Origin of the sequence: Streptomyces sp. NPDC051921 (assembly GCF_040680975.1) — a bacterium.
Taxonomy (GTDB): domain Bacteria; phylum Actinomycetota; class Actinomycetes; order Streptomycetales; family Streptomycetaceae; genus Streptomyces.
In genome coordinates this window covers 118455-144985 of the sequence record NZ_JBFAXU010000024.1, presented here as the reverse complement: position 1 = coordinate 144985, position 26531 = coordinate 118455, and the positions used below count along the sequence as shown (strand labels likewise).

General features: G+C 73.1%; 26 protein-coding genes. 14 read left to right on the top strand and 12 right to left on the bottom strand.

Features of this window, described 5'->3' with window-relative positions:
* Positions 1–86 precede the first annotated feature (86 nt).
* From AB0M16_RS28795 to AB0M16_RS28785, 3 genes are all read left to right on the top strand, one after another.
* Positions 87–881 (top strand): enoyl-CoA hydratase-related protein, encoded by a 795-nt coding sequence (locus AB0M16_RS28795; RefSeq protein WP_365347968.1) that lies wholly within the window; start codon positions 87–89, stop codon positions 879–881.
* Positions 882–1020: 139 nt separating this feature from the next.
* Complete coding sequence (locus tag AB0M16_RS28790) at positions 1021–2136, top strand: GGDEF domain-containing protein (protein ID WP_365347966.1); 1116 nt, start codon at positions 1021–1023, stop codon at positions 2134–2136.
* 138 nt (positions 2137–2274) lie between these two features.
* The gene (locus AB0M16_RS28785; protein WP_365348004.1) at positions 2275–2781 is read left to right on the top strand and encodes a DinB family protein; all 507 of its coding nucleotides are present in this window, start codon (positions 2275–2277) and stop codon (positions 2779–2781) included.
* Between the two features lie 21 nt (positions 2782–2802).
* Here the strand turns inward: AB0M16_RS28785 and AB0M16_RS28780 are convergent, their stop codons facing one another.
* On the bottom strand, positions 2803–3720 hold the full coding sequence (locus tag AB0M16_RS28780; RefSeq protein ID WP_365347964.1) for a hypothetical protein: 918 nt from the start codon (positions 3718–3720) through the stop codon (positions 2803–2805).
* A 410-nt stretch (positions 3721–4130) separates the two neighbouring features.
* Here AB0M16_RS28780 and hutH point away from each other — a divergent pair, with 410 nt between their 5' ends.
* The gene (gene hutH / locus AB0M16_RS28775) at positions 4131–5672 is read left to right on the top strand and encodes a histidine ammonia-lyase (protein WP_365348002.1); all 1542 of its coding nucleotides are present in this window, start codon (positions 4131–4133) and stop codon (positions 5670–5672) included.
* 67 nt (positions 5673–5739) lie between these two features.
* Here the strand turns inward: hutH and AB0M16_RS28770 are convergent, their stop codons facing one another.
* Positions 5740–6009: a hypothetical protein gene (locus AB0M16_RS28770; protein ID WP_365347962.1), complete on the bottom strand. Its 270-nt coding sequence runs from the start codon at positions 6007–6009 to the stop codon at positions 5740–5742.
* 109 nt (positions 6010–6118) lie between these two features.
* Between AB0M16_RS28770 and AB0M16_RS28765 the strand changes: the two genes are divergently transcribed.
* Together AB0M16_RS28765 and AB0M16_RS28760 are read left to right on the top strand one after the other, a co-directional pair.
* Entirely contained in the window at positions 6119–6463 is a 345-nt protein-coding gene (locus tag AB0M16_RS28765; RefSeq protein ID WP_365347960.1) for a hypothetical protein, read from the top strand.
* 192 nt (positions 6464–6655) lie between these two features.
* Positions 6656–7918, top strand: a complete 1263-nt coding sequence (locus AB0M16_RS28760) for an Ig-like domain-containing protein (RefSeq protein ID WP_365347958.1) — start codon at positions 6656–6658, stop codon at positions 7916–7918.
* A gap of 217 nt (positions 7919–8135) precedes the next feature.
* Here the strand turns inward: AB0M16_RS28760 and AB0M16_RS28755 are convergent, their stop codons facing one another.
* Entirely contained in the window at positions 8136–9002 is an 867-nt protein-coding gene (locus AB0M16_RS28755) for a helix-turn-helix transcriptional regulator (protein WP_365347956.1), read from the bottom strand.
* A gap of 129 nt (positions 9003–9131) precedes the next feature.
* Between AB0M16_RS28755 and AB0M16_RS28750 the strand changes: the two genes are divergently transcribed.
* Positions 9132–10178, top strand: coding sequence for an NAD(P)-dependent alcohol dehydrogenase (locus AB0M16_RS28750; protein WP_365347954.1), 1047 nt, complete (start codon positions 9132–9134; stop codon positions 10176–10178).
* A 177-nt stretch (positions 10179–10355) separates the two neighbouring features.
* The gene (locus AB0M16_RS28745) at positions 10356–10703 is read left to right on the top strand and encodes a DUF1330 domain-containing protein (RefSeq protein ID WP_365347952.1); all 348 of its coding nucleotides are present in this window, start codon (positions 10356–10358) and stop codon (positions 10701–10703) included.
* A gap of 7 nt (positions 10704–10710) precedes the next feature.
* On the opposite strand, the gene AB0M16_RS28740 is transcribed toward AB0M16_RS28745, so the two are convergent.
* From AB0M16_RS28740 to AB0M16_RS28730, 3 genes are all read right to left on the bottom strand, one after another.
* Positions 10711–11220, bottom strand: coding sequence for a hypothetical protein (locus AB0M16_RS28740; protein ID WP_365347950.1), 510 nt, complete (start codon positions 11218–11220; stop codon positions 10711–10713).
* A gap of 112 nt (positions 11221–11332) precedes the next feature.
* Positions 11333–12274, bottom strand: a complete 942-nt coding sequence (locus tag AB0M16_RS28735; RefSeq protein WP_365347948.1) for an RNA polymerase sigma-70 factor — start codon at positions 12272–12274, stop codon at positions 11333–11335.
* The gene (locus AB0M16_RS28730) at positions 12271–13203 is read right to left on the bottom strand and encodes an NAD(P)-dependent oxidoreductase (RefSeq protein WP_365347946.1); all 933 of its coding nucleotides are present in this window, start codon (positions 13201–13203) and stop codon (positions 12271–12273) included. The genes AB0M16_RS28735 and AB0M16_RS28730 overlap by 4 nt, the downstream gene beginning before the upstream one ends.
* A gap of 108 nt (positions 13204–13311) precedes the next feature.
* Here AB0M16_RS28730 and AB0M16_RS28725 point away from each other — a divergent pair, with 108 nt between their 5' ends.
* Both AB0M16_RS28725 and AB0M16_RS28720 read left to right on the top strand, forming a co-directional pair.
* Entirely contained in the window at positions 13312–14655 is a 1344-nt protein-coding gene (locus AB0M16_RS28725; protein WP_365347944.1) for a BTAD domain-containing putative transcriptional regulator, read from the top strand.
* A 103-nt stretch (positions 14656–14758) separates the two neighbouring features.
* Complete coding sequence (locus tag AB0M16_RS28720) at positions 14759–16078, top strand: hypothetical protein (RefSeq protein ID WP_365347942.1); 1320 nt, start codon at positions 14759–14761, stop codon at positions 16076–16078.
* A 96-nt stretch (positions 16079–16174) separates the two neighbouring features.
* On the opposite strand, the gene msrA is transcribed toward AB0M16_RS28720, so the two are convergent.
* Positions 16175–16834 (bottom strand): peptide-methionine (S)-S-oxide reductase MsrA, encoded by a 660-nt coding sequence (msrA, locus tag AB0M16_RS28715; RefSeq protein WP_365347940.1) that lies wholly within the window; start codon positions 16832–16834, stop codon positions 16175–16177.
* Positions 16835–16894: 60 nt separating this feature from the next.
* Positions 16895–18001: a hypothetical protein gene (locus AB0M16_RS28710; protein WP_365347938.1), complete on the bottom strand. Its 1107-nt coding sequence runs from the start codon at positions 17999–18001 to the stop codon at positions 16895–16897.
* Between the two features lie 83 nt (positions 18002–18084).
* Between AB0M16_RS28710 and AB0M16_RS28705 the strand changes: the two genes are divergently transcribed.
* Positions 18085–19239, top strand: a complete 1155-nt coding sequence (locus tag AB0M16_RS28705) for a cystathionine gamma-synthase (RefSeq protein ID WP_365347936.1) — start codon at positions 18085–18087, stop codon at positions 19237–19239.
* 61 nt (positions 19240–19300) lie between these two features.
* On the opposite strand, the gene AB0M16_RS28700 is transcribed toward AB0M16_RS28705, so the two are convergent.
* Genes AB0M16_RS28700 through AB0M16_RS28690 form a run of 3 tightly spaced genes read right to left on the bottom strand, consistent with a single transcriptional unit; the run spans position 19301 to position 20565 of the window.
* The gene (locus AB0M16_RS28700; RefSeq protein WP_365347934.1) at positions 19301–19552 is read right to left on the bottom strand and encodes a hypothetical protein; all 252 of its coding nucleotides are present in this window, start codon (positions 19550–19552) and stop codon (positions 19301–19303) included.
* Entirely contained in the window at positions 19549–19995 is a 447-nt protein-coding gene (locus AB0M16_RS28695; RefSeq protein ID WP_365347932.1) for a sigma factor-like helix-turn-helix DNA-binding protein, read from the bottom strand. Before AB0M16_RS28695 ends, AB0M16_RS28700 begins: the two co-directional genes overlap by 4 nt.
* 57 nt (positions 19996–20052) lie before the next feature.
* Positions 20053–20565, bottom strand: a complete 513-nt coding sequence (locus AB0M16_RS28690; protein WP_365347930.1) for a MarR family transcriptional regulator — start codon at positions 20563–20565, stop codon at positions 20053–20055.
* Between the two features lie 180 nt (positions 20566–20745).
* Here AB0M16_RS28690 and ilvA point away from each other — a divergent pair, with 180 nt between their 5' ends.
* The 3 genes from ilvA (at position 20746) to AB0M16_RS28675 (ending at position 24159) form a co-directional block, all read left to right on the top strand.
* Positions 20746–21981 (top strand): threonine ammonia-lyase, encoded by a 1236-nt coding sequence (gene ilvA, locus AB0M16_RS28685; RefSeq protein WP_365347928.1) that lies wholly within the window; start codon positions 20746–20748, stop codon positions 21979–21981.
* A 229-nt stretch (positions 21982–22210) separates the two neighbouring features.
* Positions 22211–23305 carry an ATP-binding cassette domain-containing protein gene (locus AB0M16_RS28680; protein WP_365347926.1) on the top strand — a complete coding sequence of 365 codons (1095 nt, stop codon included), beginning with the start codon at positions 22211–22213 and terminating at the stop codon, positions 23303–23305.
* Complete coding sequence (locus tag AB0M16_RS28675; RefSeq protein ID WP_365347924.1) at positions 23302–24159, top strand: ABC transporter permease; 858 nt, start codon at positions 23302–23304, stop codon at positions 24157–24159. Before AB0M16_RS28680 ends, AB0M16_RS28675 begins: the two co-directional genes overlap by 4 nt.
* 40 nt (positions 24160–24199) lie before the next feature.
* Here AB0M16_RS28675 and AB0M16_RS28670 read toward each other — a convergent pair whose 3' ends face one another.
* The gene (locus AB0M16_RS28670) at positions 24200–26530 is read right to left on the bottom strand and encodes a serine/threonine-protein kinase (protein ID WP_365347922.1); all 2331 of its coding nucleotides are present in this window, start codon (positions 26528–26530) and stop codon (positions 24200–24202) included.
* Between the last annotated feature and the right edge of the window lies 1 nt (position 26531).

Below are 26531 nucleotides of genomic sequence, written 5' to 3'. Positions count from 1 at the left end.
GCCCCGATCCGCCGGGCAGGCCCTAGGATCTCCGGTGAACAGCCGTTAACACCCGTTAACAGGCGTCGACCGGGAGGGCCCTCAGCATGTCCGAGCAGCGTTTTGGTGAGTTCGTGGTGGTCCGCAAGGAGGGGGCCGGGCACGTCGCCGAGCTCGTCCTCGACCGGCCCAAGGCGATGAACGCGGTCTCCTCGGAGATGGCCCGCTCGCTCGGTGCCGCCTGCGACGCCCTGGCCGCCGACCCTTCCGTACGGGTCACCGTGCTGACCTCGTCCAACGACCGCGCCTTCTGCGTCGGCGCCGACCTCAAGGAGCGCAACTCCTTCAGCGACGCCGAGCTCGTGCGGCAGCGGCCGGTCGCCCGGGCGGCGTACACCGGCGTCCTGGAGCTGCCCATGCCGACCGTCGCCGCCGTGCACGGCTTCGCCCTCGGTGGCGGCTTCGAGCTGGCCCTGGCCTGTGACGTCATCGTGGCCGACGCGACCGCCGTGGTCGGGCTCCCGGAGGTCTCCGTGGGCGTGATCCCCGGCGGCGGCGGTACGCAGCTGCTGCCGCGCCGCGTGGGCGCGGCGCGCGCCGCCGAGCTGGTCTTCACGGCCCGCCGGGTGGAGGCCGCCGAGGCCCGTGAGCTCGGTCTGGTCGACCTCCTGGAGGACGACGCACGGACGGCCGCCCTGGAGCTGGCCGGCCGGATCGCCGCCAACTCGCCGGTCGGCCTGCGCGCCGCCAAGAAGGCCATGCGCCTCGGTCAGGGGCTGGACCTGCGGGCGGGCCTGGAGGTCGAGGACGCGGCCTGGCGGTCGGTGGCCTTCTCGGGCGACCGGGCGGAGGGCGTGGCGGCCTTCAACGAGAAGCGGAAGCCGGAGTGGCCGGGCGAGTAGCCGCGCGCCGTCGGCGAGGGGCGCCGACGGGGATGCCGTATCGGGAATGCCGTATCCGAACCATCCCCATTCTCACTATGTGTAACTTTCTGTGACGTCCCGGAAGGGAAAACCGATCAAACCTCCCTAAGCTGGAGGAATGGGTGAGGACGTGCGGTTGCGGGCCGTAGTGGCGCTGGCGCAGGCGATGGCGGCGGCGCACACCCCGCGCGAGTTCTGGCGGGCCGCGGCGCTGGGCGCCTGCGAGGCGCTCGGCGGCAGCTTCGCGGCGCTCTCCGTCTGGGAGCGGGACCACGGCCGCCTGAAGGTCCTGGTGAACGCCGGGGAGCGGGCGCCGGGGGAGGAGGAGTTCCCGGACTCCGAGACGTACCCCGTCCACCAGTTCCCGGAGATCACCGAGTTCCTGCACGAGCAGTGGGCGGGCGGCGGCGAGCCAGACGCCTGGGTCGAGACCGCGGCCGACCGGGTCCCGACCGGCCGGGTCACCGGCCTGCGGCGGCGCGGGCGCGGCTGCTGCGTGGTCGCGCCGATCGTGCTGCACGGGCGGGCCTGGGGCGAGCTGTACGTGGCCAGGCCGGCCGGGGCGGTGTCCTTCCGCCGGGACGAAGCCGACTTCGCGACCGTGCTCGCGGCGGTCGTCGCGGCGGGGATCGCCCAGGCCGAGCGCCTGGAGGAGGTCCGCAAGCTCGCCTTCACCGACCCGCTGACCGGGCTCGCCAACCGTCGGGCCGTCGACACCCGGCTCGACCAGGCGATCGAGCGCTACCGGGTCGACGGCTCCGTGGTGAGCCTGATGGTGTGCGACCTGAACGGCCTGAAGCACGTCAACGACACTCACGGGCACGCGGTCGGTGACCGGCTGCTGGAACGGTTCGGCTCCGTTCTGTCACGGTGCGGGGCGATGCTCCCGGGCGCGCTCGCGGCCCGGCTCGGAGGTGACGAGTTCTGTCTGCTCACGGTCGGACCGACCGCCGACGAGGTGGTGGCGGTCGCGGAGGAGCTGTGCGTGCGGGCCGCGGAGCTGGAGCTCGGAGAGGGCGTCGCGTGCGGGGTCGCCTCGACCGGTGACCCGATCGGCCCGCTGAAGTCGGCCCGCCGTCTCTTCCGTCTCGCCGACGCGGCCCAGTACCAGGCCAAGGCCGCCCGTTCGGCGAAGCCCGTGGTGGCGGGGCGCGACGGCGCGGTCATCCGCCTCGCCGACGCCCCGCCCGGCGCCCGTGACCGCCGCCGCTTCCGCGACGCCCCGCCGTTGTAGGGACGGGCGTGGCCGCCCGGAGGTGACAACTCGGTGGCGGACGGAGTCGAGGTGCACCACGATGCGTCCGTGGATTCGGAAGAGCGTGGCAACGAAGCGGCGGTGACGCGGTGGACCCCCGCCACCGTCTATCCCGACATGTGGGTCGACCCGGACGACGACCCGCGCGAGACCGAGGTCGAGACGGTCGACGAACGCGGCTCCCTGCTGGAGAGCCTGCGCTACTTCCGTCTCACCGTGGAGATGAAGTGCGGGGGCCTGGACGCCGAACAGATGGCCCGGCGCTCCGTACCGCCGTCCACGATGTCCCTGCTCGGGCTGGTGCGGCACATGGCCGAGGACGAGCGGCACTTCCGCCGGATGGCCGGCGAGGACTCGCCCAGGATCTACCGGACCGCCGAAGACCGCGACGGCGACTGGAACGGCGCGACCGCCGACCCTGCGCTCGTGGCGGACGCGTGGCACCGCTGGCGGACCGAGAGGGAACTGACCGACCGTTTCATCGCAGGTCACGCCGACCTCGGCACGCGGACCGGGGAGGCCCCGCTCCGCGAGATCCTGGTGGCCCAGATCGCCGAGTACGCGCGGCACTGCGGGCACGCCGACCTCCTGCGCGAGCGGATCGACGGCCGAGTGGGCCAGTGACTGCACCCCGGCGCCCCACCCTCACGGGACGGGACTGACAGGGGAACAGGCGGGGCAGAGCGTCTCGCCCCCGACCGGCCGGAACAGCATCGGCTGCAGGTGCTCGCCCTCGCACTCCCGGGCGGCGGCCAGCCGCGCCGAGAGGCGGGTCCGGGAGGGAGGCTCGGGCGGCGGGGGTACGGGGCTCACGGGCGGGACCTCCCGGAGCAGGTACCGTACGAGCCCGCCGGGCCGGTGCACGGGCGTGCCGTCGCCGGGCAGACCGCGTAGGACGTGGGCCCGGATGTCGGCGGCGCTGTGGCCGGCGGCCAGCCAGCGGGCGGCGAGCCCGGCCAACTCGGGCCGCATACCAGGCGGGATGTGCCGGAGGGCGGGCGAGAGGGCCGACAGCGCACCGGCGAGAGCGTGGGCCTCTGCGGGGATGTCCGGCGGGGGCGCGTACGGCTCGGGTACGGCCTGCTCCGACGTATCCGGCTCGGGCGCGCTCTGCCCGCGCAGGTACGGCGCGGATGGAGGGTGGGAAGTGTCTTCGACACGGTCTTTCTCGGGATGACCGTCGGTGGACCGGGGTGTCGGATCACCGACGGCCGGAATCCCCGGACCCGGTACGGGCATCCGCCCGAACAGCTTGGCGGCCTCGGCCGCACTCAACGGCAGGTTGGAGACGAGCTGTTGGGTCACCCAACGCCCACCGGGCCCTTGCACCCGCCGCTCGTGGACGAACCCCTCCTCCTTCAGCTGCCGCTTCGCCCGGGTGAACGCGCATGCCCCGATCCGGGCACGTTCGGCGGAGCGCGACAGCGACTCCCGTGCGCCGTCGGGCAGTGAAAGCTGCCAGGTCAGAAGCCGTACGGCGTCTGAGCTGAGGCGCGGGTGCCGGATGATCTCGTGGGAGAACTGGGTGTAGCCGCACGAGGGCGCGATAAAGTTCCTGTACATCACGGTGGACTGGCTTCCACTAGTGGTCGAGGCCCTCGCGGATGGGTGCAACCATCGCGGGGGCCGTTTTGCGTGAACCGTACCGCACGGAGAGTGATGGCGCGGATGCGGCGAGTGAATATGCCCCTTGCGAGTGAAGGGCCGTCTCTACGGGCCGAGTTGCTCTCCCGGTCCAGCCGCGCGGTCTGAGCGCCGACGGCGACGGTCGGCCCGACCCGCTCGAACCGGGTCGCCCGTGCGCCCCGGCATCGTCGCCTGCGACGTACCCCGAGGTGGGCCGCCACTTCTTCGCCGACCGGGGCCGCTGCCCAGGACCGGACCGCACCGCTCGCGCAGACTGGGAACGAGAGCCTCACGCCGGCCATCTAGTGACATGGCGCTCTTCAGTCCGTAGGGTGCTGAATATGGATATGCAGACTGTCGTCCTTGGGACGTCCGGCACCACCCCGCAGGACGTCATCGACGTCGCCCGCCACGGCGCGCGCGTCGAGCTGTCATCCGAGGCCGTCCAGGCGCTGGCCGCCGCCCGCGCCACCGTGGACGCGCTCGCCGCCAAGCCGGAGCCGGTCTACGGCGTCTCCACCGGCTTTGGCGCCCTCGCCACCCGGCACATCGGCCATGAGCTGCGCACCCAGCTCCAGCGCAACATCGTCCGCTCGCACGCCGCCGGCATGGGCCCGCGCGTCGAGCGCGAGGTCGTGCGTGCGCTGATGTTCCTGCGCCTCAAGACCGTGTGCTCCGGTCACACCGGTGTCCGCCCCGAGGTCGCCCAGACCATGGCCGACCTGCTCAACGCCGGGATCACCCCCGTCGTCCACGAATACGGCTCGCTCGGCTGCTCCGGCGACCTCGCCCCGCTCTCCCACTGCGCCCTGGCGCTCATGGGCGAGGGCGACGCCGAGGGCCCCGACGGTGCGGTCAAGCCGGCCGGCGAGCTGCTCGCCGCCGCCGGCATCGAGCCCGTCGAGCTCCGCGAGAAGGAGGGCCTGGCCCTCCTCAACGGCACCGACGGCATGCTCGGCATGCTGATCATGGCCCTCGCCGACCTCGACAACCTCTACAAGTCGGCCGACGTCACCGCCGCGCTCTCCCTCGAGGCCCTCCTCGGCACCGAGAAGGTCCTCGAGCCCGAGCTGCACGCCATCCGCCCGCACCCGGGCCAGGCCGCCTCCGCCGCCAACATGCTGGCCGTCCTCAAGGGCTCCGAGCTCACCGGCCACTACCAGAGCGGCGAGGCCCCGCGCGTCCAGGACGCCTACTCGGTGCGCTGCGCCCCGCAGGTGGCCGGCGCCGGCCGCGACACCATGGCCCACGCCCTGACCGTCGCCGAGCGCGAGCTCGCCGCCGCCGTCGACAACCCGGTCGTCCTCGGCGACGGCACGGTCCGCTCCAACGGCAACTTCCACGGCGCCCCGGTCGCGTACGTCCTCGACTTCCTCGCGATCGCCGCCGCCGACCTCGGCTCCATCGCCGAGCGCCGCACCGACCGGCTCCTCGACAAGAACCGCTCGCACGGCCTGCCGCCGTTCCTCGCCGACGACGCCGGCGTCGACTCCGGCCTGATGATCGCCCAGTACACGCAGGCCGCCCTGGTCAGCGAGATGAAGCGGCTCGCCGTCCCGGCCTCCGCCGACTCCATCCCGTCCTCGGCCATGCAGGAGGACCACGTCTCCATGGGCTGGTCCGCCGCCCGCAAGCTGCGCACGGCGATCGACAACCTCAACCGGATCATCGCCGTCGAGCTCTACGCCGCCACCCGGGGCATCGAGCTCCGCCACGGCCTGAGCCCGGCGCCCGCCTCCGCCGCCGCCATCGCGGCCCTCCGCGCCGCCGGTGTCGAGGGTCCCGGGCCGGATCGTTTCCTCGCCCCCGACCTGGCCGCCGCCGACGCCTTCGTGCGCGAGGGCCGACTGGTCGCCGCCGTCGAGCCGGTCACCGGCCCCCTCGCGTAACCCGCGACACGGCGCGAGGGCCGCTCCCGGACTCCGGGGGCGGCCCTTTCCGCGTCTCCCGCGGACGTCAGGAGGCCCGGCCCCCGCGGCGCATCGCCAGGGTCACGAAGCCCGCGCCCACGCCCAGGAACAGCGTCCCCCCGAGCACGTACGGCGTGGTGTCGACGCCGCCGGTCTCCGCGAGCCGCCCGTCGTCCTGGGGCTCCGTCACGACCGACGGGGAGTGGTCCGCTCTGCCCTGGTCGCCGGTGGCGTTCGCGGACGGCACGAACCACAGCGCGCAGAGCAGGGTCCCCGCGGCAGTGGCGGTGAGCAGCGGGCGTCGGGCGACGGACACGAGTTTCTGATCCCCCTTGCGGAAACCGCGAATTGGTAGGTGGGGCGATGCTACGGAACACAGCGGGTCGCAGGAAAGCCGAGGCCTCCCGGCGCTCTACGCTCCGCCCATGAGCACTTCCGAGACATCTCGCTATGTACGCCTTCGGGTCGATCTGGTCCTGGAGGTCGACGGACCCGCCGAGCTGGCCGAGGCCGCCGTCGGCCGGATCGACGCCGACGAGTTCATGCCGGAGGAGGAGCGGGTGCACGCCCGCGCCGCCGTCGCCGAGGACAGCGCGGAGGCGCTGGCCTACCTCGTCGAGCCCTTCGACCTGGTCACCACCGTCCCCGGCGTCGAGATGGTGCAGGCCTCCTGGAGCACCGAGGAGATCGAGTACGACCCCGATGCGATGGAGTGGGAGCTCGACGACGAAGATAATGGGCGGGAAGACGACGAGGAAGAGCGCACCTGAGCCCACGACCCCCCGCCAGGAGGGCCTCGGGGCGGAGTCGTCCCGGGGCCCTCTCCCGTGCCGGGAAGGACCCGGGAACCGCTCGCTCCGCCGGTGCGTGTCGATCAGTGGTGTTCCCCACAAACCCCCCGGTGACGGAACCGGAGGGTCGGCATGGGCGTTTCAGTGGGAAGTGGCAGGTAATCGGCGACGATGGAGAAGCGTGTGATGACGTACGGCAAGCGCCGTAAGAGCCTGGCGGCGGCCGCCGCGGTGCTCGGCGGCGTGCTGGTGCTCTCGGCGTGCAGCGACAGCGACAAGGGCGGCGCCGCCGACGCCTCGCAGCAGTCACAGGCCCAGGTCGACGAGGCCGCCGCGCAGAAGACCTCCAAGGCGCAGATCACCATCTCGCCGAAGAACGGCTCCCAGAACGCCTCGATCAACGACGACGCCAAGGTCACCGTCGCCGACGGCAAGCTCACCGAGGTCACCATGACCTCCGCCGAGGGCGAGACCGTCAAGGGTGAGATAGCCGCGGACGGCCTCAGCTGGAAGCCGAGCGGCCAGCTCAAGCGCGGCACCGTCTACAAGATCGCCGCGACCGCCAAGGACGCCGGCGGCCTTGAGGCACACGAGAACGCCTCCTTCACCACCGTGTCGAAGGCCAACAGCTTCATCGGCAACTTCACGCCGGAGGACGGCTCCACCGTCGGCGTCGGCATGCCCGTCTCGATCACCTTCAACAAGTCGATCACCGACAAGAAGGCCGTCCAGGGCGGCATCTCGGTGACCTCCAGCTCCGGCCAGGAGGTCGTCGGCCACTGGTTCAACGCGCAGCGGATCGACTTCCGTCCCGAGAAGTACTGGACCGAGGGCTCGACCGTCACCATGAAGCTGGACCTCGACGGAGTCGAGGGCGCCAACGGCGTCTTCGGCGTCCAGAAGAAGACGGTCACCTTCAAGATCGGCCGCAACCAGGTCTCCGTCGTCGACGTGTCCGCCAAGACCATGACGGTCAAGCAGGACGGCCGCACGATCAAGACCATCCCGATCTCGGCGGGCTCCCCGGAGAACACCACCTACAACGGTGAGATGGTGATCTCCGAGAAGTTCAAGGAGACCCGGATGAACGGCGCCACCGTCGGCTTCACCGACTCCGACGGCAAGGGCGAGTACGACATCAAGGACGTGCCGCACGCCATGCGCCTGTCCACCTCGGGCACCTTCATCCACGGCAACTACTGGGGCTCGCGCTCCATCTTCGGCAGCGTCAACACCAGCCACGGCTGCGTGGGCCTCGCCGACGTCAAGGGCGCCGGCGACCCCAACCAGCAGGCCGCCTGGTTCTTCGACCACTCGATCATCGGTGACGTGGTCGTCGTCAAGAACTCCAAGGACAAGACGATCGCTCCCGACAACGGCCTCAACGGCTGGAACATGAGCTGGTCGGAGTGGAAGGCCGGCTCCGCCGCCTGACCGACGGTCCGCACCCGTGCGAACGGCCCCCTCGCCCGAAGGCGAGGGGGCCGTTCCGCTTCCGGGGCCGCGTCCCGGGGGCGCGCCCGCAGTCCGTGCGGGCCCCGCCGGCGTTCGGGCGGGGCCGCGCCGGCGGTCCGTGCGGGGCTCCGTCCACCGTCCGTGAGGGGCGGCCCCCGCCGGTCCGTGCGGAGCCGCGCCGGCCGTCCGCGGCGGGCTACGGCCGTGCGTCCGCCGGCTCGTCCACGCCCCACTGCGCGAGCAGCCGCAGCGCGTCCGCCGACGGCGAGCCCGGCTCCGCGTGGTACGTCACCAGGACCAGGTCCGGGTCGTCGCCGGACACCCTCAGGGACTCGTACGCCAGCGTCATCTCGCCCACCAGCGGATGCCGCAGCCGCTTCGTGCCGTGCCCCTTGTCGGTCACCGTGTGCGCCGCCCAGAGCGAGCGGAACTGCTCGCTCCTGACCGACAGTTCGCCCACCAGGGACAGCAGCTCCTGATCGTCCGGATACATGCCGGCGTACAGCCGCAGCACGCTCACGACCTCGGTCGCCTTGCACTCCCAGTCGACGTACAGATCGCGCGCGTTCGCGTCGAGGAAGATCATCCGGGCCATGTTCCGCTCGCGCGGCTCCCAGGCCTCGAAGTCGCCGAGCAGCGCCCGCGCCATCCGGTTCCACGCCAGGATGTCGCCCCGCCGCCCCAGGACGAAGGCCGGCACGCCCTCCATGGCGTCGAGGAGATGCGCGAGGCCCGGCCGCACCTTCTGGGGGCGGGTGATCGCCGCCCGCTGCCGCTTCTTCACGGTCGGCTTCGCCAGGTGCGTCAGATGCGCCCGCTCGGTGTCGCTGAGCCGAAGCGCCCGCGCGATCGCGTCAAGGACCTCCATGGACACGTTCTTGCCGTTGCCCTGTTCGAGGCGCGTGTAGTACGCCACGGACACCCCGGCCAGCTGCGCCAGCTCCTCGCGGCGCAGGCCCGGCACCCGGCGGTGGCGCCCGAACTCGGGCAGGCCCACGTCCTGCGGCTTCAGGCGTGCCCGGCGGGTCCGGAGGAATTCGCTGAGTTCGGCACTGAGGTCCATACCTCCCCAGTATTCCCGGTCCGGCGCGGCACCGGACGTACGTTCCTGACCCTGCCAGTGGTAGGAACACCGGTCGTAGGCAGAGCAGGGGGCTGGGTACGTCCGGATCCGTCCGGCAGGCTTTCAGCCATGACCACGACGACCGTCTCCGCCATCGCCGCACCCGCCCCCGACGCCCCGCTGGAGCGCACCACCGTCCCGCGCCGTGCCGTCGGGGAGCACGACGTCCTCATCGAGATCAAGTACGCCGGCATCTGCCACTCCGACATCCACCAGGCCCACAACGGCTGGGGCGAGGGCATCTTCCCGATGGTCCCCGGCCACGAGATCGCCGGCATCGTCACCGAGGTCGGCCCCGGCGTCACGAAGCACCAGGTCGGCGACCGCGTCGGCGTCGGCTGCTTCGTCGACTCCTGCCGTGAGTGCGAGTACTGCCGCCAGGGCCTGGAGCAGTACTGCGTCAAGGGCATGACCGGCACGTACAACGCCCTCGACAAGAACGGGGAGCCGACCTACGGCGGCTACTCCACCCACATCGTCGTCGACGAGAACTACACCCTGCGCATCCCCGAGGGCGTCCCGCTCGACGCCGCCGCCCCGCTGCTGTGCGCCGGCATCACCCTCTACTCCCCGCTGGCCCACTGGCAGGCCGGCCCCGGCAAGAAGGTCGCGATCGTCGGCCTGGGCGGCCTCGGCCACATGGGCGTCAAGATCGCCCACGCGCTCGGCGCCGAGGTGACCGTCCTCAGCCAGTCCCTGAAGAAGCAGGAGGACGCCCTCGAGCTGGGCGCCGACCACTACTACGCCACCAGCGACCCGGAGACCTTCGCGGCCCTGCGCGGCAGCTTCGACCTGGTGATCTCCACGGTCTCGGCGCCGCTGGACTTCGACGCCTACCTGAGCCTCGTCAAGACCGACGGCGCGCTGGTGAACGTCGGCGCCCCGGAGGAGCCGGTCAAGGTCGGTCTGTTCTCCCTCATCGGCGGCCGCAAGACGCTGGCCGGTTCGATGATCGGCGGCATCAAGGAGACCCAGGAGATGCTGGACTTCTGCGCCGCGCACGGCCTGGGCGCCGAGATCGAGCTGATCACCGCCGACCAGGTCAACGAGGCCTACGCGCGGGTCGAGGCGTCCGACGTGCGCTACCGCTTCGTGATCGACGCGTCGACGATCTGATCACCGGCCGGGCGGTCCAAGGCCGCCCGGCCTTGGACCGGGCGCCCGGCCCTCGACCGACCGCCCCGGCCTTCGACCGACCGCCCGGCCTTCGACCAGCGGTCCGGCCGACCGGCGTGCCGGGGCATGACGTCGGGGGTAATCGACCCGCAGGGCATGCCCCGGCACGCTGTTCCCATGACCGCATACGCCATCGGAAACCTGCACCCGAAGCCCGTCCTCGACGAGGAGGTCTTCGACTACATGGAGCGCATCCAGGACACCCTCGACCCCTTCGGCGGCCGCTTCCTGGTGCACGGCGCCCCCGCCCGCGAGGTCCGCGAGGGCGCGTGGCCCGGCGCCGTCGTCATCATCGGCTTCCCGAGCCTCGCGGACGCCCGCGCCTGGTACGACTCCGAGCCCTACCAGGCCCTGATCCCGCTCCGCACCCGGCACATGCACGGCGACGTCCTGCTGATCGACGGAGTCCCCGAGGGGTACGAGGCCGCCGCCACCGCGGCGGCCCTGCGCGCGGCCACGTACTGAGGAACCGTCAGTCGATCTTGTCGCAGAGGGCGTCGGTCGAGCCGGACAGCATGGTCAGCGTCTTGTACCCGGTGGGCGAGACGTCCAGCGTGTAGATGCCGTCCACCGTGTACAGGCCGCGGGCGACATTGCCGCCGCCCTCGCCGAAGCCCGCGAGGATCGGTCCCGCCACGTACCAGCGCTGAGAGCGGTCCGGCCGGACCTCGACCAGCGCACGGCCGCTCGCGTCCGCGTCGTACGAGGCGCCGGTCGCGGAGTTGACGACCCGGACCACCAGATCGCCCTTGTACTCCACCACCTTCGTGCCGTCCGCGTAGGTCGCGACCGTGCGCTTCACGACCTCGTCGACCACCGGCGCGCCCCGGACGGCGAAGTCGCAGCGCGCACCGGCCGGGTAGGACCAGGCGGGGGAGGGCGCGGGCTCCCAGCCGCCGACGGGATCCTGGGCGGCCGCGGGGGCCGCCGTGGCGAGCAGGGCGGCTCCGGCCGCCGCGAGCGGGACGAGCGTGCGTCGCATGGGAACTCCTTGGTGGGAGGGATGGTCGGGTCTTCGGCGCTTCGCCGCGCCGTCGTCGCTCACCCTCCCGGCGCGCTCTGACCACATCCTGACCACGCCCCGCACCCGCAGGTCAGCCGCGCGCGGCCCGGCGCGCCCGCTTCACCTCCTCGGCGATCGCCCAGCCGTCCGCCACCGGCCCCAGGTGCCCGAGCTTCTCGGGGTTGACCACGGTGTGGATCGACCGGACGTGCCCGTCGACCATGTCGAGCGTCCAGGTGGTGAGCACCTTGCCGTCGCGGTCGCGGAAGACGGCACCCGGCCGGCCGTTCACCTCGTGGGTCTCCAGGGTCACCGCGATGCTGTCGAGCGCGCCGATGTACGAGGCGAGCAGGCGGGACACCTTGTCGGCGCCGACGATGACGCGGGCCAGCTGAGGTGCCTTGCCGCCGCCGTCCCCGACCAGTTGGGCGTCGGCGGACAGCAGCTCGCGCAGCTCCTCGACCTCGCCCTCCCGCAGCGCCTGGAAGAAGCGGGCCGCGAGCTCCTCCCGCTCCGCACGGTCCGCCTCGTAGCGGGGGCGGCCCTCCTGCATGTGCTTGCGCGCCCGTACGGCGAGCTGGCGGCAGGCCGCCTCCGAGCGCCCGACCGCCGCGGCGACGTCGGGGAAGCCGAAGGCGAACACCTCCCGCAGCACGAAGACGGCGCGCTCCAGCGGGCTGAGGCGTTCGAGCAGCAGCAGGGCCGCCATCGACACCGAGTCGGCCAGCTCCGCCGCTCGCTCCGGGTCCTCGTACGGGTCGGAGAGCAGCGGCTCGGGCAGCCACTGCCCGACGTACTCCTCCCGCCGGACCCGCGCCGAGCGCAGCACGTCGATGGAGATCCGGGTGACGGTCGCCGACAGGAAGGCCTTCGGCGAGACCGGGCGGGTCGAGGACGCCGCGTAGCGCAGCCAGGTCTCCTGGACCGCGTCCTCGGCCTCGCTCACGCTGCCGAGGATCCGGTACGAGATCGAGAACAGCAGCGGCCGCAGTTCCTGGAACTCCTCGGTCTTCTCCGCGTCCCTCTGGTTCACGCCAGCTCCTCCTCGAATCCCTGCCGCCACGACGGGTGCCGCAGCTGCCAGCCCCACTCCGCTCTGGCCTTCGCGTTGGAGAAGCCGCGCCCCTCCGTCATCATGATCACCGCAAGATCGCCCGCGAGCAGGCGAACGGACCATCTGGGCAGCCGCAGGGGCCGTGCCGCACCCGCGCACGCGGCGAGGTGCGGCAGCCACTCGCTCGCCGGGGCCGGTTCGTCGTCGACGATGTTGAACACCCCCCGCGCCCTCCGTTCCACGGCGAGCACGGTCGCGTCCGCCGCGTCGTCCAGGTGCACCCACGAGGTGTGGCCGGTACCGCCACCGGTGAGCGGCAGCCGCCTCCCGCGCACCAGCCCGACCTGGGCGACGACGGCGCCCGGCCCGTAGAGGCAGCCGTAGCGCAGGGCCGCGCCGCCGTACGCGAGGACCGCCTCCTCGACATGGCGGACGGCGACCATGCCGGGGAACGCCGGAGTCCCCTCGTACAGGTCGAGCGGGTCCTCCTCGGTCTTCACCCAGCCGCCCCGGCGGATCCCGTTCCAGGAGGCGAGGCTCTGCGCGACGACGTGCGGCACCCCGATCGCCTCGGCGGCGGCCAAGAGGTGGTCCGTGCCCTCGGTGCGCAGCCGGATCGTGGTCCCGGGCAGACGGTCCGGACGTCCGATGCCGGGCTTCCCCCGGAGCGTCGCCGGGAGCGCGGTCATCTGGTGCACGATCACGTCCGGCCGCGCCCTGCCCACCGCCTCACCGACCGACATCGCGTCGAGCCCGTCCATCAGCACGCCCCGCGCGCCGAGCCGGGCGGCCACGGCGAGCCCGGCCCCGCTCGTCGTCGTCGCCGTCACGCGGTGCCCACGCGCCACGAGCCGCGGGACGAGCCGTCGCCCCAGCGCCCCGGTCCCGCCCGCCACGAACACCCGCATGATCATCACCATCCCGCCGGGAGGACCTCTCCCCTCAGGGGACGAGACGGCGGAGCGGCCTGTGACACGGGTGCCGCGCGGCTCCGATCCCGCCTACGCTCCCGGCCCATGGACTTCCGCCTCCTCGGCCCCTTCGAGGCCCGCCACCAGGGGATACGCGTCGAGCTCGGCACCCGCCGCCAGGAACGGTGCCTGCTGGCGATCCTGCTGCTCGACGCGGGCCGGGTCGTGCCCGTGCCCCGGATCGCCGACCTGCTGTGGAACGGCGCCCCGCCCGCCTCCGCGCGCGCCACGGTGCACACCTACGTCGGCCGGGTCCGGGCCGCCCTCAGGCCGTACGGCGTGACCGTGACCACCCGGCACGACGGCTACGCGGTCGACCTGGCCGAATACACCGTGGACGTGCGCGAGTTCCTCGATCTCGCCGGCCAGGCCGCGGTGGCCGGCGACCCCGGCGAACAGGTGCGCTGCTACGACCGGGCGCTCGCCCTCTGGCGCGGCCCGCTGCTCGACGGCACCGTCGACGCGACCCTGCGCGACCGGCTCGGCGGACGGCTCGCCGAACTGCGCCGCACCGCCCTGGAACAACGCGCCGAGACCCAGCTCACCATGGGCCTGCACACCCGCGTCCTCGCCGACCTCGGCCCGCTCGCCACCGAACTCCCCGGCAGGGAACGGCTGACGGCCGCCCTCATGACCGCCCTCTACCGGGCCGGCCGGCAGGCCGAGGCACTGGAACTCTTCCGCACCACCCGCCACCACCTCGTCACCGAACTCGGCATCGACCCCGGCCCCGCCCTCACCACCCTCCACGACCGCATCCTGGCCGGCGACCCCCGCCTGGACCGCCCCCCGGCCCCGCTCTACGCGGTCCGCGTCCGCGACCAGTGGCTCCCCTGGACCACCAGCGGCCATCCGGCCCTGGAGTTCTGCAACACCTACGCCGGCTGGCACCACAGCCCCGAGGTCCCCGGCTCCGACTGGCTCCGCGGCTACGAGACCCTCGCCGTCTGGGCCGGCCACCACGACCTGGCCGACGTCCCCCTCGTGGACCACCTCCTCAAGGAGGCCGCCGCCCGCCCCGAGGCGGCCGCCACCGCCCTCGCCGAGGCCAAGGCCTTCCGCGCCGCCCTCTACGCCTGCCTCACCGACCCGGCCGACACCCGCGCCTTCCGCACGGTCGCCGCCGTCGCCCAGCAGGCCGCCCGCGCCGCCGTCCTCACCCTCGGCCCCGACGGTCTGGCCCAATGGCGCCTCGCCCCCTCCGCGGGCCTCGACCTCCCCCTGCACGCCACCGCCCGCGCCGCCGCCGATCTCCTCACCGACCCCCGCCGCCTCACCCTGCGCGCCTGCCCGAGCGCCGACTGCGGCTGGCTCTTCCTCGACGAGTCCGGCCGCCGCCGCTGGTGCTCGCTGGCGACGTGCGGAGAGGGGCGGGCGGACCGGAACTGACAGCACGCCGCCCTGAATTCCGTGGCCCCGTTCCCGCAGCACGGCTTAGGCTCCGCGCAGCTCCGCCGCACACCGCGGCGGCCGAGGAGGGGAACGAGCGCACGTGCGCACGAGGAGATTCGCGGGGGTGGCGGCGACGGTCACGATCGCCGCGTCGCTGTCCGTCCTGACCGTTCCGGGCAGCGCGCTGGCCGACAGCGCCCATGTCCTGCCCGTGTCGTCGCACCGGCAGACCGTCGCCGACGGCACGCACCGGCAGGTGTACAGCAGCGCGCCGGGCAACGACGCCGTGGTCGTCAGCGATTTCGACGGCCGGCTCATCACGACCATCGAGCACCTCGAGGGTGCTTGGGGGCTGGCCCTGTCCGGCGACGAGAAGACGCTGTACGTCGCCCTGCCCGAGGCGGACGCCATCGCCGCCGTCGACACCACCACGCTGAGCGAGACACGTCGGTTCGCCATCGGCGGGGTCGGCGAACCGGAGAACCTGGCCGTCGCCGGGGGCAAGCTGTGGTTCTCCCACGGCGACACCGGCAACGGCGGCATCGGCTCGATCAGCATCGGGGCACCGGAGCCGACGGTGGACCTCGGCGACGTGCCCCCCGGGACCTGGTACGGGCAGCCGCTGCTCAGGGCCGCCTCGGCCGACAGCGACCGGCTCGTGGCCGGCGAGACCGAGGTGTCGCCCGGCGCGCTGAGGGTCTACGACGTCGGCTCGGGCCTCGCGCGGGAGACCGCGTACAACGAGGCCCCCGGAGGGACGGTGCAGGACATGGCCGTCACGCCGGACGGCCGGAGCGTCGTCACCGCCGCCACGGCGCCCGAGTACCACCAGGAGTTCCGGCTCTCGGACCTCACCGAGGTCCACCGCTACGAAACCGGCGTCTACCCCATCACGGTGGCCGTCGCCCCCGACGGCACCGTTGCCGCGGGCATCGGGCTCGGTGAGGAGAAGGACGTCTGGGTGTACCGACCCGGCGCGACCACTCCGGTCCAGACCGTCGACCTGTCCAGCGGCTACTACCCCGAGCTGGTGCCCCAGTCGCTCGCCTGGGCACCTGACAAGAGCCGGCTGTTCGCCGTGCGGTTCACCATGGACTCCCAGGTGATCCTGGACGTCGTCGAGGACCCCGACAAGGCGCCGGGCACGCTTGCCGTGGACGCCCCTGCCACCGCTCTCGTCGGCAGGGAGTTCACGATGCGCGGCACCCTGAGCTCGTCACTGCCCTACGGGGCCGGTACCACCGTCGTCGTGAAGCGCGACGGCGTGCCCGTGGCGGCCCCGGCCGTCGCCGCCGACGGGACCTTCGCCGTCACCGACCGCCCGACGCGGCTCGGCACCTCGGCGTACACGGTGACCTACGCCGGGGACGCGGACCACGTCGCGGCGAGCACCGTCGCCACCGTCGAGGTCGTTCACTGACAGGAGCACCGGGAGCCGGGCCGTTCCCCGCGCGGACGGGGGACGGCTCCGGCTCGCGCCGCCCGTCGGCGCGGGCCGCCGCCGACCCCGCGCGCCCTACTCCGCCTTCGCCACCCCGATCGGGCACGAGACGCCCGTCCCGCCGATGCCGCAGTAGCCCGCCGGGTTCTTGTCCAGGTACTGCTGGTGGTAGGCCTCGGCCGGGTAGAAGGCGCGGTCCTCGGCCGGGAGGATCTCGGTGCTGATCGTGCCGTAGCCGGAGCCGGTCAGGACCTGCTGGTAGGCCGCGCGGGAGGCCTCGGCGGTGGTGGCCTGCTCGGGCGAGTGGGTGTAGACGGCCGAGCGGTACTGGGTGCCGACGTCGTTGCCCTGGCGGAAGCCCTGGGTCGGGTCGTGGGACTCCCAGAAGAGCTTCAGGAGGCGCTCGTACGAGACCTTCGACGGGTCGAAGACCACGCGGACGACCTCGGTGTGGCCGGTGAGGCCCGAGCAGACCTCCTCGTAGTGCGGGTTCTCCGTGTAGCCGCCCTGGTAGCCGACCAGGGTCGTGTACACGCCCTCGGTCTGCCAGAACTTGCGCTCGGCGCCCCAGAAGCAGCCCAGGGCGAAGTCAGCGATCTCCAGGCCCTCCGGGTACGGGCCGAGGAGCGGGGTGCCGAGGACCGTGTGGCGCTCGGGGACCGGGAACTCGGGCTCGGGGCGCCCGCGCAGGGCCTGGTCGGGAGTGGGGAGGACGGGGGTGCGGGACAGGAACATGCTGCATCTCTCCTCGACGGTGGGCTCTCGCCACAACGCTCCCCGCCCCCCGGGGATTCCCTACCGCAGCAGCGTCGCCGGGCTGCCGCCGTTGGACTCGTAGCCGGCCACCGCCAGGTTCCGGCACGCCGTGTACGCGGCCGCCGGGTCCTCGGTCAGCGTCCACGGCAGCGCGCCCACGTACCCGTCGACGTGCACGAGCAGCGCCATCGCCTCGCCCCAGCGCTCCGCGCCGATCAGGAAGGACACCAGCAGATGGCGTACGTGCGCGAGCATCGGGTCGTCCGGCCGCGCCGAGTGCGCCGCGTACAGGGCGCCGGAGACGGCCTTGGTGACCACGGCCGTGCGGTGGAAGTCCACGCCGACCACGATCTCCGGCTGGTTCTCGAAGACGGCGAACAAGGGCAGCGCGGCCAGCAGCGAACCCTGTGGGGCGCGGGCCGCGGCCGTCGTCGCGAAGTGGTCGGCCTCCTCGCGCGAGCCGTGCCACTTCTCGCACCAGTAGTGCAGGGCCGCCAGGTGCGCCCCCATGTGCGCGGGCGCGCGGTCGATGACCTTCGCCCACAGCAGGTCGAACTCCTCGTGGGCGTAACCGAGTCCACGGGCCACGGCCAGCTCGGAGATGTACGGCACGGGGTCGCCCGGGGCGAGCAGCGCCGCCTCCTCGCACGCCTTGCGCGCCTCCTCCAGGATGACCCGGAAGTCGTCGCTCCCAGCTGTCGAGGACCGCCAGGCCTGCTGCACCAGGAACTCCGCGTACACCTGGGCGCCGCCGGCGTCCTTCGGCGCCTCGGCCTTCCACGAGCGCAGCCACGCGCCGCCCACGCCCGGCCGCTCGGCCAGCTCCAGGGAGGCGGCGCCCGCGAAGGCCTGGACCCGCTGCCAGCGCGTCTCCCCCTCCTTCTCGGTGCCCTTCAACAGCTGCGCGGCGGCCCGCCAGTCCTGGGTCGCCTGCACGACGTCGAGCACGTCGAGCAGATCGCGGTCCGGCCCCGGCAGCCGTACGTCCTGCTCCTCCTGGCGCACGAATCCGTACGCCTCGGGATCCGCCGCGTCGGGGGTGCCGGGTGCCACCTGCCGGATGCCGCCGCCGCGCCGGCGGAACACCAAGGGGCCCAGGACGCCGACGATCAGCCCGAGCGCGATCAGGAACCAGAGAATCTCCATGTGTCCATTGTCCAGGACACCGGGGAACGCCTGCTGAGACGTGGGGCGGCGACCGGGCCCCCACGGGACTACGCTCCTGCCTCATGAGCGACCAGCACACCCACCAGAGCTTCGAGACCCGCGCCATCCACGCGGGCAACACCGCAGACCCGCTGACCGGCGCGGTCGTCCCGCCCATCTACCAGGTGTCCACCTACAAGCAGGACGGCGTGGGCGGGCTGCGCGGCGGCTACGAGTACAGCCGCAGCGCCAACCCCACCCGGACCGCGCTGGAGGAGAACCTGGCGGCCCTGGAGGGCGGCCGCCGCGGCCTCGCCTTCGCCTCCGGCCTCGCCGCCGAGGACTGCCTGCTGCGCACCCTCCTCGTCCCCGGCGACCACGTCGTCATCCCCAACGACGCCTACGGCGGCACCTTCCGTCTCTTCGCCAAGGTCGTCGAGCGCTGGGGCGTGGACTTCTCCGTCGCGAACACCTCGGACATCGAGTCCGTGCGCGGCGCCCTCAACGAGCGCACCAAGCTGATCTGGGTCGAGACCCCGTCGAACCCGCTGCTCGGCATCACCGACATCGAGGCCGTCGCGGGCGTCGCCCGCCAGGCCGGGGTGAAGCTGGTCGTCGACAACACCTTCGCCTCGCCCTACCTGCAGCAGCCGCTGTCGCTCGGCGCGGACGTCGTCGTGCACTCGCTCACCAAGTACATGGGCGGCCACTCCGACGTCGTCGGCGGTGCCCTGGTGACGGCCGACGCGGAGCTCGGCGAGGAACTGGCCTACCACCAGAACGCGATGGGCGCCGTCGCCGGCCCCTTCGACTCCTGGATCGTGCTGCGCGGCATCAAGACCCTCGCCGTCCGCATGGACCGGCACAGCGAGAACGCCGGCAAGATCGTCGAGATGCTCACCCAGCACCCGAAGGTCACCCAGGTCCTCTACCCGGGCCTGCCGGAGCACCCGGGGCACGAGATCGCGGCCAAGCAGATGCGGTCCTTCGGCGGCATGATCTCGTTCCGCGTGCAGGGCGGCGAGGAGGCGGCCGTCGAGGTCTGCAACCGCGCCAAGCTGTTCACCCTGGGCGAGTCCCTCGGCGGCGTCGAGTCGCTGATCGAGCACCCGGGCCGGATGACGCACGCGAGCGTCGCGGGCTCGGCCCTGGAGGTCCCGGCCGACCTGGTCCGCCTCTCCGTCGGCATCGAGAACGTGGACGACCTGCTCGCGGACCTGCGCGAGGCGCTGGGCTAGGACGCCCCCCGGGCCGGGTCCTCCCCGTGGGGGCCCGGCCCCGGCCGCCTTCCGGCCGGCCTCACCAGCCTTCGAGCGGTGGCGTCGTCCCCGCGGGCGGCACCTCCCAGGGCCGCACGACCGAGGCCCACACGACGAAGGCGACGACCGCGGCCGCGAGCAGCGCCCACCCGATCCGCCGGACCACCCGGTCCCGGTGCAGCAGCCGGGTGCCCCGCTCGACGGCCCGCGCGGCGAGGTCGCCGGGCACGTGCGGATGCGGGGTGTCCATCATCCGGCGGACCTCGTCCTCCTTGTGCTCGTGGCGGTTCACGAGGCCGCCCGCAGGGCGCTCACGGAGCGGGCGCAGACGGCCCGGATCCGCTCCTCGGGCAGGCCGAGCAGGGCGCCGGTCTGCTCCTCGGCCACCCCCTCGTACAGCCGGAGCACCACGACGAGGCGTTCCTGCGGGGTGAGCGCGGAGAGCACGCCGCCGCGGCCGCGGTGGTAGCGCCAGGCGGTGCGGGCGAAGCGGGTGGCGAGGTCGGCGCGGGTGACGTCGTACGGGTCCTCGCCGCGCAGCCGGTCCCAGTGGGCGTAGGTGTGGGCGAGGGCGGCCGTCAGCAGGGCCTGGGCGAGCGGGTTGCGGTGCGCGGGCTCGGTGGTGAGCAGGGTCGCCGCATGCAGCAGCCGGCCCGACGCCCCGGCCACGAACGCGTTGAACTCCCGGGTGCGAGCGGTGTTTTCGCCATGGTGGCCATGATTCGACTCGCGCACGTCCTCATATGAGGACAGCGCGCGCCGCTGGTCAAGACCCGTGCCGGAGACCCCGGGTCACGACTTGGGCGCGGCCTCGTCCGGCGTCACGGGCAGCCCCGACTGGCGTGCCGAGAGGGCCGAGTTGAAGCGGGTGAGCAGGGTGCAGAACGACTCGCGCTCGGCGGGCGTCCAGCCGTCCGTGACCTCCGCCATCAGCTGGCGCCGCGAGGTGCGGACCTCCTCCAGGCGGGCCTGGCCGCGGGGGGAGAGCTGGAGGACGACGGCCCGGCCGTCCTCGGGGTGCGAGGTCCGCTTGACCAGGCCGGTGTCGACGAGAGGCGCGACCTGGCGGGTGACCGTGGAGGAGTCGATGCCCATGCCGGCGGCGAGCGCCTTGACGCCCATCGGGCCTTCCTGGTCGAGCCGGTTGAGCAGCAGGTACGCGGCGCGGTCCATGGAGTTGCGGAGCTGCCCGGTGCCGCCGAGCCGGGTCTGCTCGGCCCGTCTCGCGAAGACGGCCACCTGGTGCTGGAGGGCGTCGAGGAGACCGGGGTCAAGCTCAGTCGTCATGTCCTGAGATGTGGGCATGGCTGTGGTGGCTCTCTCGTGCGGTGGGCAATTGGTGGGGGACAGAGTACGCGGACCGGCCCGGGTCCGTACCGGCGCTGCGCGAACCCGATGCGAACCCGGAACCGACGGGGGTCCGGTCCGGGCGGCGCGCCGTCGCTCCGGCGGCCGGGGCCCCTGTGAGCTGCGAGACTTGCGGTCATGAGCTTCCGTACGCCAGACCCCTTGCACCGCCTCATGCTCGACGACGTGCGGGGGGCGCAGAGGATGCTCGCCGGGGTGGCCCGGGTGACCCCCATGGAGGGCAGCCGGCACCTGTCCTCGATGGTGGCGGCGCCGGTCCACCTCAAGTGCGAGAACCTGCAGCGGACCGGCTCGTTCAAGCTGCGCGGCGCGTACGTGCGGATCGCGGGGCTGCGGCCCGAGCAGCGCGCGGCCGGCGTGGTCGCGGCCTCGGCGGGCAACCACGCGCAGGGCGTGGCGCTGGCCTCCGCGCTGCTCGGGGTGCACGCGACGGTCTTCATGCCGGTGGGCGCGCCGCTGCCGAAGGTGGCGGCCACCCGCGAGTACGGGGCGGAGGTGCGGCTGCACGGGCACGTCGTGGACGAGACGCTCGCGGCGGCCGAGGAGTACGCGCGGGAGACCGGCGCGGTCTTCATCCATCCCTTCGACCACGTCGACATCATCGCGGGCCAGGGCACGGTCGGCCTGGAGATCCTGGAGCAGTGCCCGGAGGTGCGCACGATCCTGGTGGGGGTCGGCGGCGGCGGCCTGGCGGCGGGGATCGGGCTCGCGGTGAAGTCGGTGCGCCCCGACGTGCGGGTGATCGGCGTGCAGGCGGAGGGCGCGGCCGCGTACCCGCCCTCGCTCGCGGCGGGGCACCCGGTGGCGATCGACTCGCCGGTGACGATGGCGGACGGCATCAAGGTGGGGCGGCCGGGCGACGTGCCGTTCGCGATCGTGCGGGAGTACGTGGACGAGGTCCGCACCGTCACGGAGGACGCGCTCTCCTCGGCGCTGCTGCTCTGCCTGGAGCGGGCGAAGCTGGTGGTGGAGCCGGCCGGGGCGAGTCCGGTCGCGGCGCTGCTCGCGGACCCGGAGGCGTTCCGGGGCCGGGGGCCGGTGGTGGCGGTGCTTTCCGGCGGGAACGTCGACCCGCTCCTGATGCAGCGGGTCCTGCGGCACGGCATGGCGGCCGGCGGGCGCTATCTGAGCCTGCGGCTGAAGGTCACGGACCGGCCGGGCACGCTCGCGACGCTGCTCGCGGTGCTCACCGTGGTGGACGCGAACGTGCTCGACGTGAGTCACGTGCGGACGGATCCGCGGCTGGGGCTGACGGAGGCGGAGGTCGAGCTGCACCTGGAGACGAAGGGCCCGGAGCACTGCGAGGAGGTCGCGGAGGCGCTGCGGGACGCCGGGTACACGGTGCTGGGCTGAGAGCCGTGCGGTTGGACAGCCGTGTGGGGTCGGGAGTCGTGCGGGGTCGGGAGTCGTGCGGGCCGAGAGCCGTGCGGGGCCGAGAGGCGCCGTCCCCCGGTGGCGCGAACCGGTTGTGTGTCGCGATGTATCGCGTTAGTGTGTGGCCGTGGTCACGGAACGCCGGGCGAGGTGTGTCCGGCCTCTCTAGACTTGTCCGGAAACGCCCGAAACTGCTGGGAGAACCCACATGCCAGGCGCGATCCACGCCGAAGGTCTGGTGAAGACCTTCGGCGACGTACGAGCTCTGGACGGCGTGGACCTCGACGTCCCCGAGGGCACCGTCCTGGGCCTCCTCGGCCCTAACGGCGCCGGGAAGACCACCACCGTCCGTGTGCTCACCACCCTCATCACACCCGACAGCGGCCGCGCCTCCGTGGCGGGGATCGACGTGCTCGAGCACCCCGACGAGGTGCGCCGCTCCATCGGTCTGTCGGGCCAGTTCGCCGCCGTCGACGAGTATCTGACCGGCCGTGAGAACCTGCAGATGGTCGGCCGGCTCTACCAGATGGACGCGCGCAGCGCGAAGGCCCGCGCGAGCGAGCTCCTGGAGCGCTTCGGCCTGGCGGACGCCGCCGACCGCACCGCCAAGACCTACTCCGGCGGCATGCGCCGCCGCCTGGACCTCGCCGCGGCCCTCGTGGTCTCGCCACCCGTCATGTTCATGGACGAGCCCACCACGGGCCTCGACCCCCGCAACCGCCAGGCGCTGTGGGAGGTCATCCAGGAGCTCGTCGCCGGCGGCACCACCCTGCTCCTCACCACGCAGTATCTGGAGGAGGCCGACCACCTGGCCCACGACATCTGCGTCGTCGACCACGGCAAGGTGATCGCCCGCGGCACCTCCGACGCGCTCAAGGCCCAGACCGGCGGCGAGCGCGTCGAAGTCGTCGTCCACGAACGCCAGATGATCCCGCCCGCCCGCGAGGTCCTGCACCGCTACGGGATGCCCGGCCAGGGCGACGTCAGCGTCGAGGACCACACGCGCAAGCTGACCGTCCCGGTCGCCGGTGGAGCCAAGCTCCTCGCCGAGGTGATCCGCGACCTGGACGCCGTCGGCGTCGAGATCGACGACATCGGACTGCGCCGCCCGACCCTCGACGACGTCTTCCTGTCGCTCACGGGCCACACGGCCGAGCGGGCGGAGGACGAGAACGGCGAGGGGCCGCCGAAGGACCCGCGGGGCCGGCGCGCGAAGGCGAAGGGGCAGGAGGGGCCCGAGGCGCGGGAGCAGCGGGAGACGGGCGCCGAGGACCCGGAGCAGGCCAAGGAGGCGGCGACATGACCACCCTGACCGACGCCGTCACCCGGCGCAGGAGGCGCGGCGCCATCGCCCAGTCGATCGGCGACTCGCTGGTCGTCACCAAGCGCAACCTCATCCGGATGAGCCGCATCCCGGAGATGGTCATCTTCGGGCTCATCCAGCCGGTGATGTTCGTGATCCTCTTCACGTACGTCTTCGGCGGCTCCATGCAGATCGGCAACTCCACCGACCCGGACGTCTACAAGAACTTCCTGATGGCCGGCATCTTCGCCCAGACCGTCACCTTCGCCACGGCCGGCGCGGGCGCGGGCATCGCCGACGACATGCACAAGGGCCTCATCGACCGCTTCCGCTCCCTCCCGATGGCCCGCGGCGCGGTCCTCACCGGGCGCACCCTGGCCGACCTCGTCCAGACCGCGCTGACGCTGACCGTCCTCGCGCTCGTCGCCCTCCTCGTCGGCTGGCGTCCCGGCTACGCGGCGCCGACCAACTTCGCCAAGATCATGGCCGGCTTCGGCCTGCTCCTCCTCCTGGGATACGCCTTCACCTGGATCGGCGCGCTCATCGGCCTCTCCGTCCGCACGCCGGAGGCGGCCACGTCGGGCGGGCTGATCTGGCTGTTCCCGGTCACGTTCATCTCGAACGCCTTCGTGGACAGCAGCAACCTGCCCGGCTGGCTCCAGCCCATCGCGGAGTGGAACCCGTTCAGCGCCACGGTGCAGGCCTGCCGCAAACTCTTCGGCGACCCGGGCCTGTCCCCGTCCGACGCGTGGCCGATGCAGTACCCGGTGTGGGCGTCGCTGATCTACTCGGTCCTGATCGTCGTCATCTTCCGGACGCTGTCGGTACGGAAGTACCGGTCGGCCACGGCGTGAGGCGTGCGCCCCGGCCGCATGCCCCGACCCGGACCACGGGTCAGGGCATGTAGCCGGAGATGACGAGGTCGTCGAAGGGGAGGAACACGGCCCCTCCGGCGACCAGCGCTTCGTACGGGATCAACTGGTCGTCGTCGACGCCCTCGGGGAGGGCGGCGTCACGCTCCTCGGTGTCCCGGTCGCCCACCGGCCCGGTCGCGGCGAAGGACTGGGTCTCGTTCTTGCCCGCGACCAGTACCCGGTCGCCCGCGAAGTAGACCAGGCTCGGCGGGTTGTCGAAGAGGTCCCCCGTCCTCGTGCGCCTCAACTGGCGTCCGCTCTCGAGGTCGTACGTGACCACGCTGCGGCGGTTGCCCTCCTCGGCGATCACGGCCACCGTCCCGCTCCCGCTCACCGCCGGACCGGCCGCGATCGTCAGGTCCGCGCCCAGTGTGCGCTTCGGTCGCAGGGTCCCGGCGTCGAGGACGGGCACGCCGCCGTCGCGTGAGGTCTGGCAGAGCACGGACTCCTCGTGCACGACCATGGTGGCGCACTGCACGCCGTCGGCTCCCCGGGCGGTTTCCTCGCCCGTCGCCGCGTCGAGGGCCACCGGCACGACGCCGTCGACCGGCACGTACACCCGGCCTCCGGCGGCGACCACCTGCTCGGGGATGCCGTCGAGTTCGTGCCGCCACAGTTCCTTGCCCGCGCCCTTGCCGTCCAGCTTCACGGCCGTGAGGAGTCCCCGGCCGTCGGCGGCCCGGTTGACGTAGCTGGAGTAGAGGACGCCGCCGTGCAGGTCGGAGCCCTTCTGCGCCCAGTCGGCCCCGGGCGCGGGGATCCGGCCGCGCTCCTTGCCGTCCGCGACCCCGTAGGCCGTCACCCCGTCGCGGCCCGTGACGTACGCGGTGTCCCCGACGACGGCCGGGTACCCGGGCGAGGAGAGGACGCCGAAGTCGTCGGCGTTCTGCCGGGCCGGCGCCGACCACAACTTCTTCCCGTCCGCCGCGTTCAGGCCGAGGGCCGCGCCCCCGCTGCCGGTGCACACGAGCACCTTGGGCGTGAGCGCACAGGCGTCGATCCCGGTGTCGATCCTGGTGGTCCAGGGCGACCAGCCCGCCGGCCGCGACGCCCGGTCCGTCCCCGCCTTCCCGAAGTCGCCCGGACGACCCTCGCCGCCGTACGGCAGGACGACCTGGCTGAGCGTCTTCGGCGCGGCGGGACCGGACGCCGAGCGGGAGGGGGTCCCCGAGGGGCCTTGCCCCGCCGAACCCCGCTTCCCGTCCTGTCGGTCGACGATCACGACACCCGCCGTCGCCACGACCGCCACCGCCACGGCGGCGGCGACGATCCGCCCCCACGGGCGGCGTCGCGGCTCGGGCTCCGAGGGGGCGGCCGACGGCAGGTGGCCCGCCGCCGTGGGGGAGTACGGCACCACCGGCGCCAGCGTCGGCAGGTCCGCCACGCCCGCGCCCGACGCCGCGGCCTCGCCGATCCGGCGCGCCGCGTCCCCGTACTCGGCGAGGAGCGACAACACGCCCGCGGGCCAGGGGAAGACCTCCGGCGCACCCCCGCCGTCCAGCAGCTCCACCAGTTCCGCCGTCGACGGCCGCTCCGCCGGATCGAGCCGCAGGCACCGCTCGACGACCGGCCGCAACTCCTCGGGCACACCCGAGAGTTCGGCCTCGGCCCGGCTGATCCGGTAGATCACCGCCGCCATCTCGTCGTCCTGGAACGGCCCCCGCCCGCTCGCCGCGAACGCGAGCACCGCGCCCAGACAGAAGACGTCGGACGCGGGCACGACCGCCCGGCTGCCGACCAGATGCTCCGGAGACATGAAGCCGGGCGAACCGACCACCAGTCCCGTCGACGTCAGCGCCGTCGCCTCGAAGGCCTGCGCGATGCCGAAGTCGATCAGCTTCGGCCCGGTCGCCCCGAGCAGTACGTTCGCCGGCTTCAGGTCCCGGTGCAGCACCTCCGCCCCGTGTACCGCCTGCAACGCCCGTGCCAGCGTGGCCCCGAGGGCCCGCACCGTCGCGACCGGCAGCGCCCCGGCCCGGACGACCGCCTCGGCGAGGGACGGCCCCGGCACGTACTCGGTCGCCAGCCACGGCGAGGGCGCGTCTGCGTCCGCGTCGACGAGCTGGGCCGCGTACGGGCTGCGGACCGCCCGTGCCGCCGTGATCTCGCGCCGGAAGCGGGTCCGGAAGTCCCCGTCGACCTCCAGGTCCTCGCGCACGGTCTTCACGGCGACCATCCGGTACGGATCGGCCGTCGGCGTGTCCGCCCGGCAGGCCAGATGGACCTCGCCCATGCCGCCCGCGCCGAGCCGGGCGAGCAGCCGGTAGGGGCCGACGAGCCGCGGCGGCCCGGTGGGCAGTGCTTCCAGCACG

Coding starts and splice junctions, on each gene's coding strand:
- AB0M16_RS28750 (WP_365347954.1), top strand. CDS start 9,132: ATGACCACGACGACCGTCTCCGCCATCGCCGCACCCGCCCCCGACGCC.
- AB0M16_RS28675 (WP_365347924.1), top strand. CDS start 23,302: ATGACCACCCTGACCGACGCCGTCACCCGGCGCAGGAGGCGCGGCGCC.
- AB0M16_RS28785 (WP_365348004.1), top strand. CDS start 2,275: ATGTGGGTCGACCCGGACGACGACCCGCGCGAGACCGAGGTCGAGACG.
- ilvA (WP_365347928.1), top strand. CDS start 20,746: ATGAGCTTCCGTACGCCAGACCCCTTGCACCGCCTCATGCTCGACGAC.
- AB0M16_RS28760 (WP_365347958.1), top strand. CDS start 6,656: ATGGAGAAGCGTGTGATGACGTACGGCAAGCGCCGTAAGAGCCTGGCG.
- AB0M16_RS28690 (WP_365347930.1), bottom strand. CDS start 20,565: ATGCCCACATCTCAGGACATGACGACTGAGCTTGACCCCGGTCTCCTC.
- AB0M16_RS28765 (WP_365347960.1), top strand. CDS start 6,119: ATGAGCACTTCCGAGACATCTCGCTATGTACGCCTTCGGGTCGATCTG.
- AB0M16_RS28740 (WP_365347950.1), bottom strand. CDS start 11,220: ATGCGACGCACGCTCGTCCCGCTCGCGGCGGCCGGAGCCGCCCTGCTC.
- AB0M16_RS28680 (WP_365347926.1), top strand. CDS start 22,211: ATGCCAGGCGCGATCCACGCCGAAGGTCTGGTGAAGACCTTCGGCGAC.
- AB0M16_RS28745 (WP_365347952.1), top strand. CDS start 10,356: ATGACCGCATACGCCATCGGAAACCTGCACCCGAAGCCCGTCCTCGAC.
- AB0M16_RS28705 (WP_365347936.1), top strand. CDS start 18,085: ATGAGCGACCAGCACACCCACCAGAGCTTCGAGACCCGCGCCATCCAC.
- hutH (WP_365348002.1), top strand. CDS start 4,131: ATGCAGACTGTCGTCCTTGGGACGTCCGGCACCACCCCGCAGGACGTC.
- msrA (WP_365347940.1), bottom strand. CDS start 16,834: ATGTTCCTGTCCCGCACCCCCGTCCTCCCCACTCCCGACCAGGCCCTG.
- AB0M16_RS28730 (WP_365347946.1), bottom strand. CDS start 13,203: ATGCGGGTGTTCGTGGCGGGCGGGACCGGGGCGCTGGGGCGACGGCTC.
- AB0M16_RS28780 (WP_365347964.1), bottom strand. CDS start 3,720: ATGTACAGGAACTTTATCGCGCCCTCGTGCGGCTACACCCAGTTCTCC.
- AB0M16_RS28795 (WP_365347968.1), top strand. CDS start 87: ATGTCCGAGCAGCGTTTTGGTGAGTTCGTGGTGGTCCGCAAGGAGGGG.
- AB0M16_RS28755 (WP_365347956.1), bottom strand. CDS start 9,002: ATGGACCTCAGTGCCGAACTCAGCGAATTCCTCCGGACCCGCCGGGCA.
- AB0M16_RS28725 (WP_365347944.1), top strand. CDS start 13,312: ATGGACTTCCGCCTCCTCGGCCCCTTCGAGGCCCGCCACCAGGGGATA.
- AB0M16_RS28790 (WP_365347966.1), top strand. CDS start 1,021: ATGGGTGAGGACGTGCGGTTGCGGGCCGTAGTGGCGCTGGCGCAGGCG.
- AB0M16_RS28710 (WP_365347938.1), bottom strand. CDS start 18,001: ATGGAGATTCTCTGGTTCCTGATCGCGCTCGGGCTGATCGTCGGCGTC.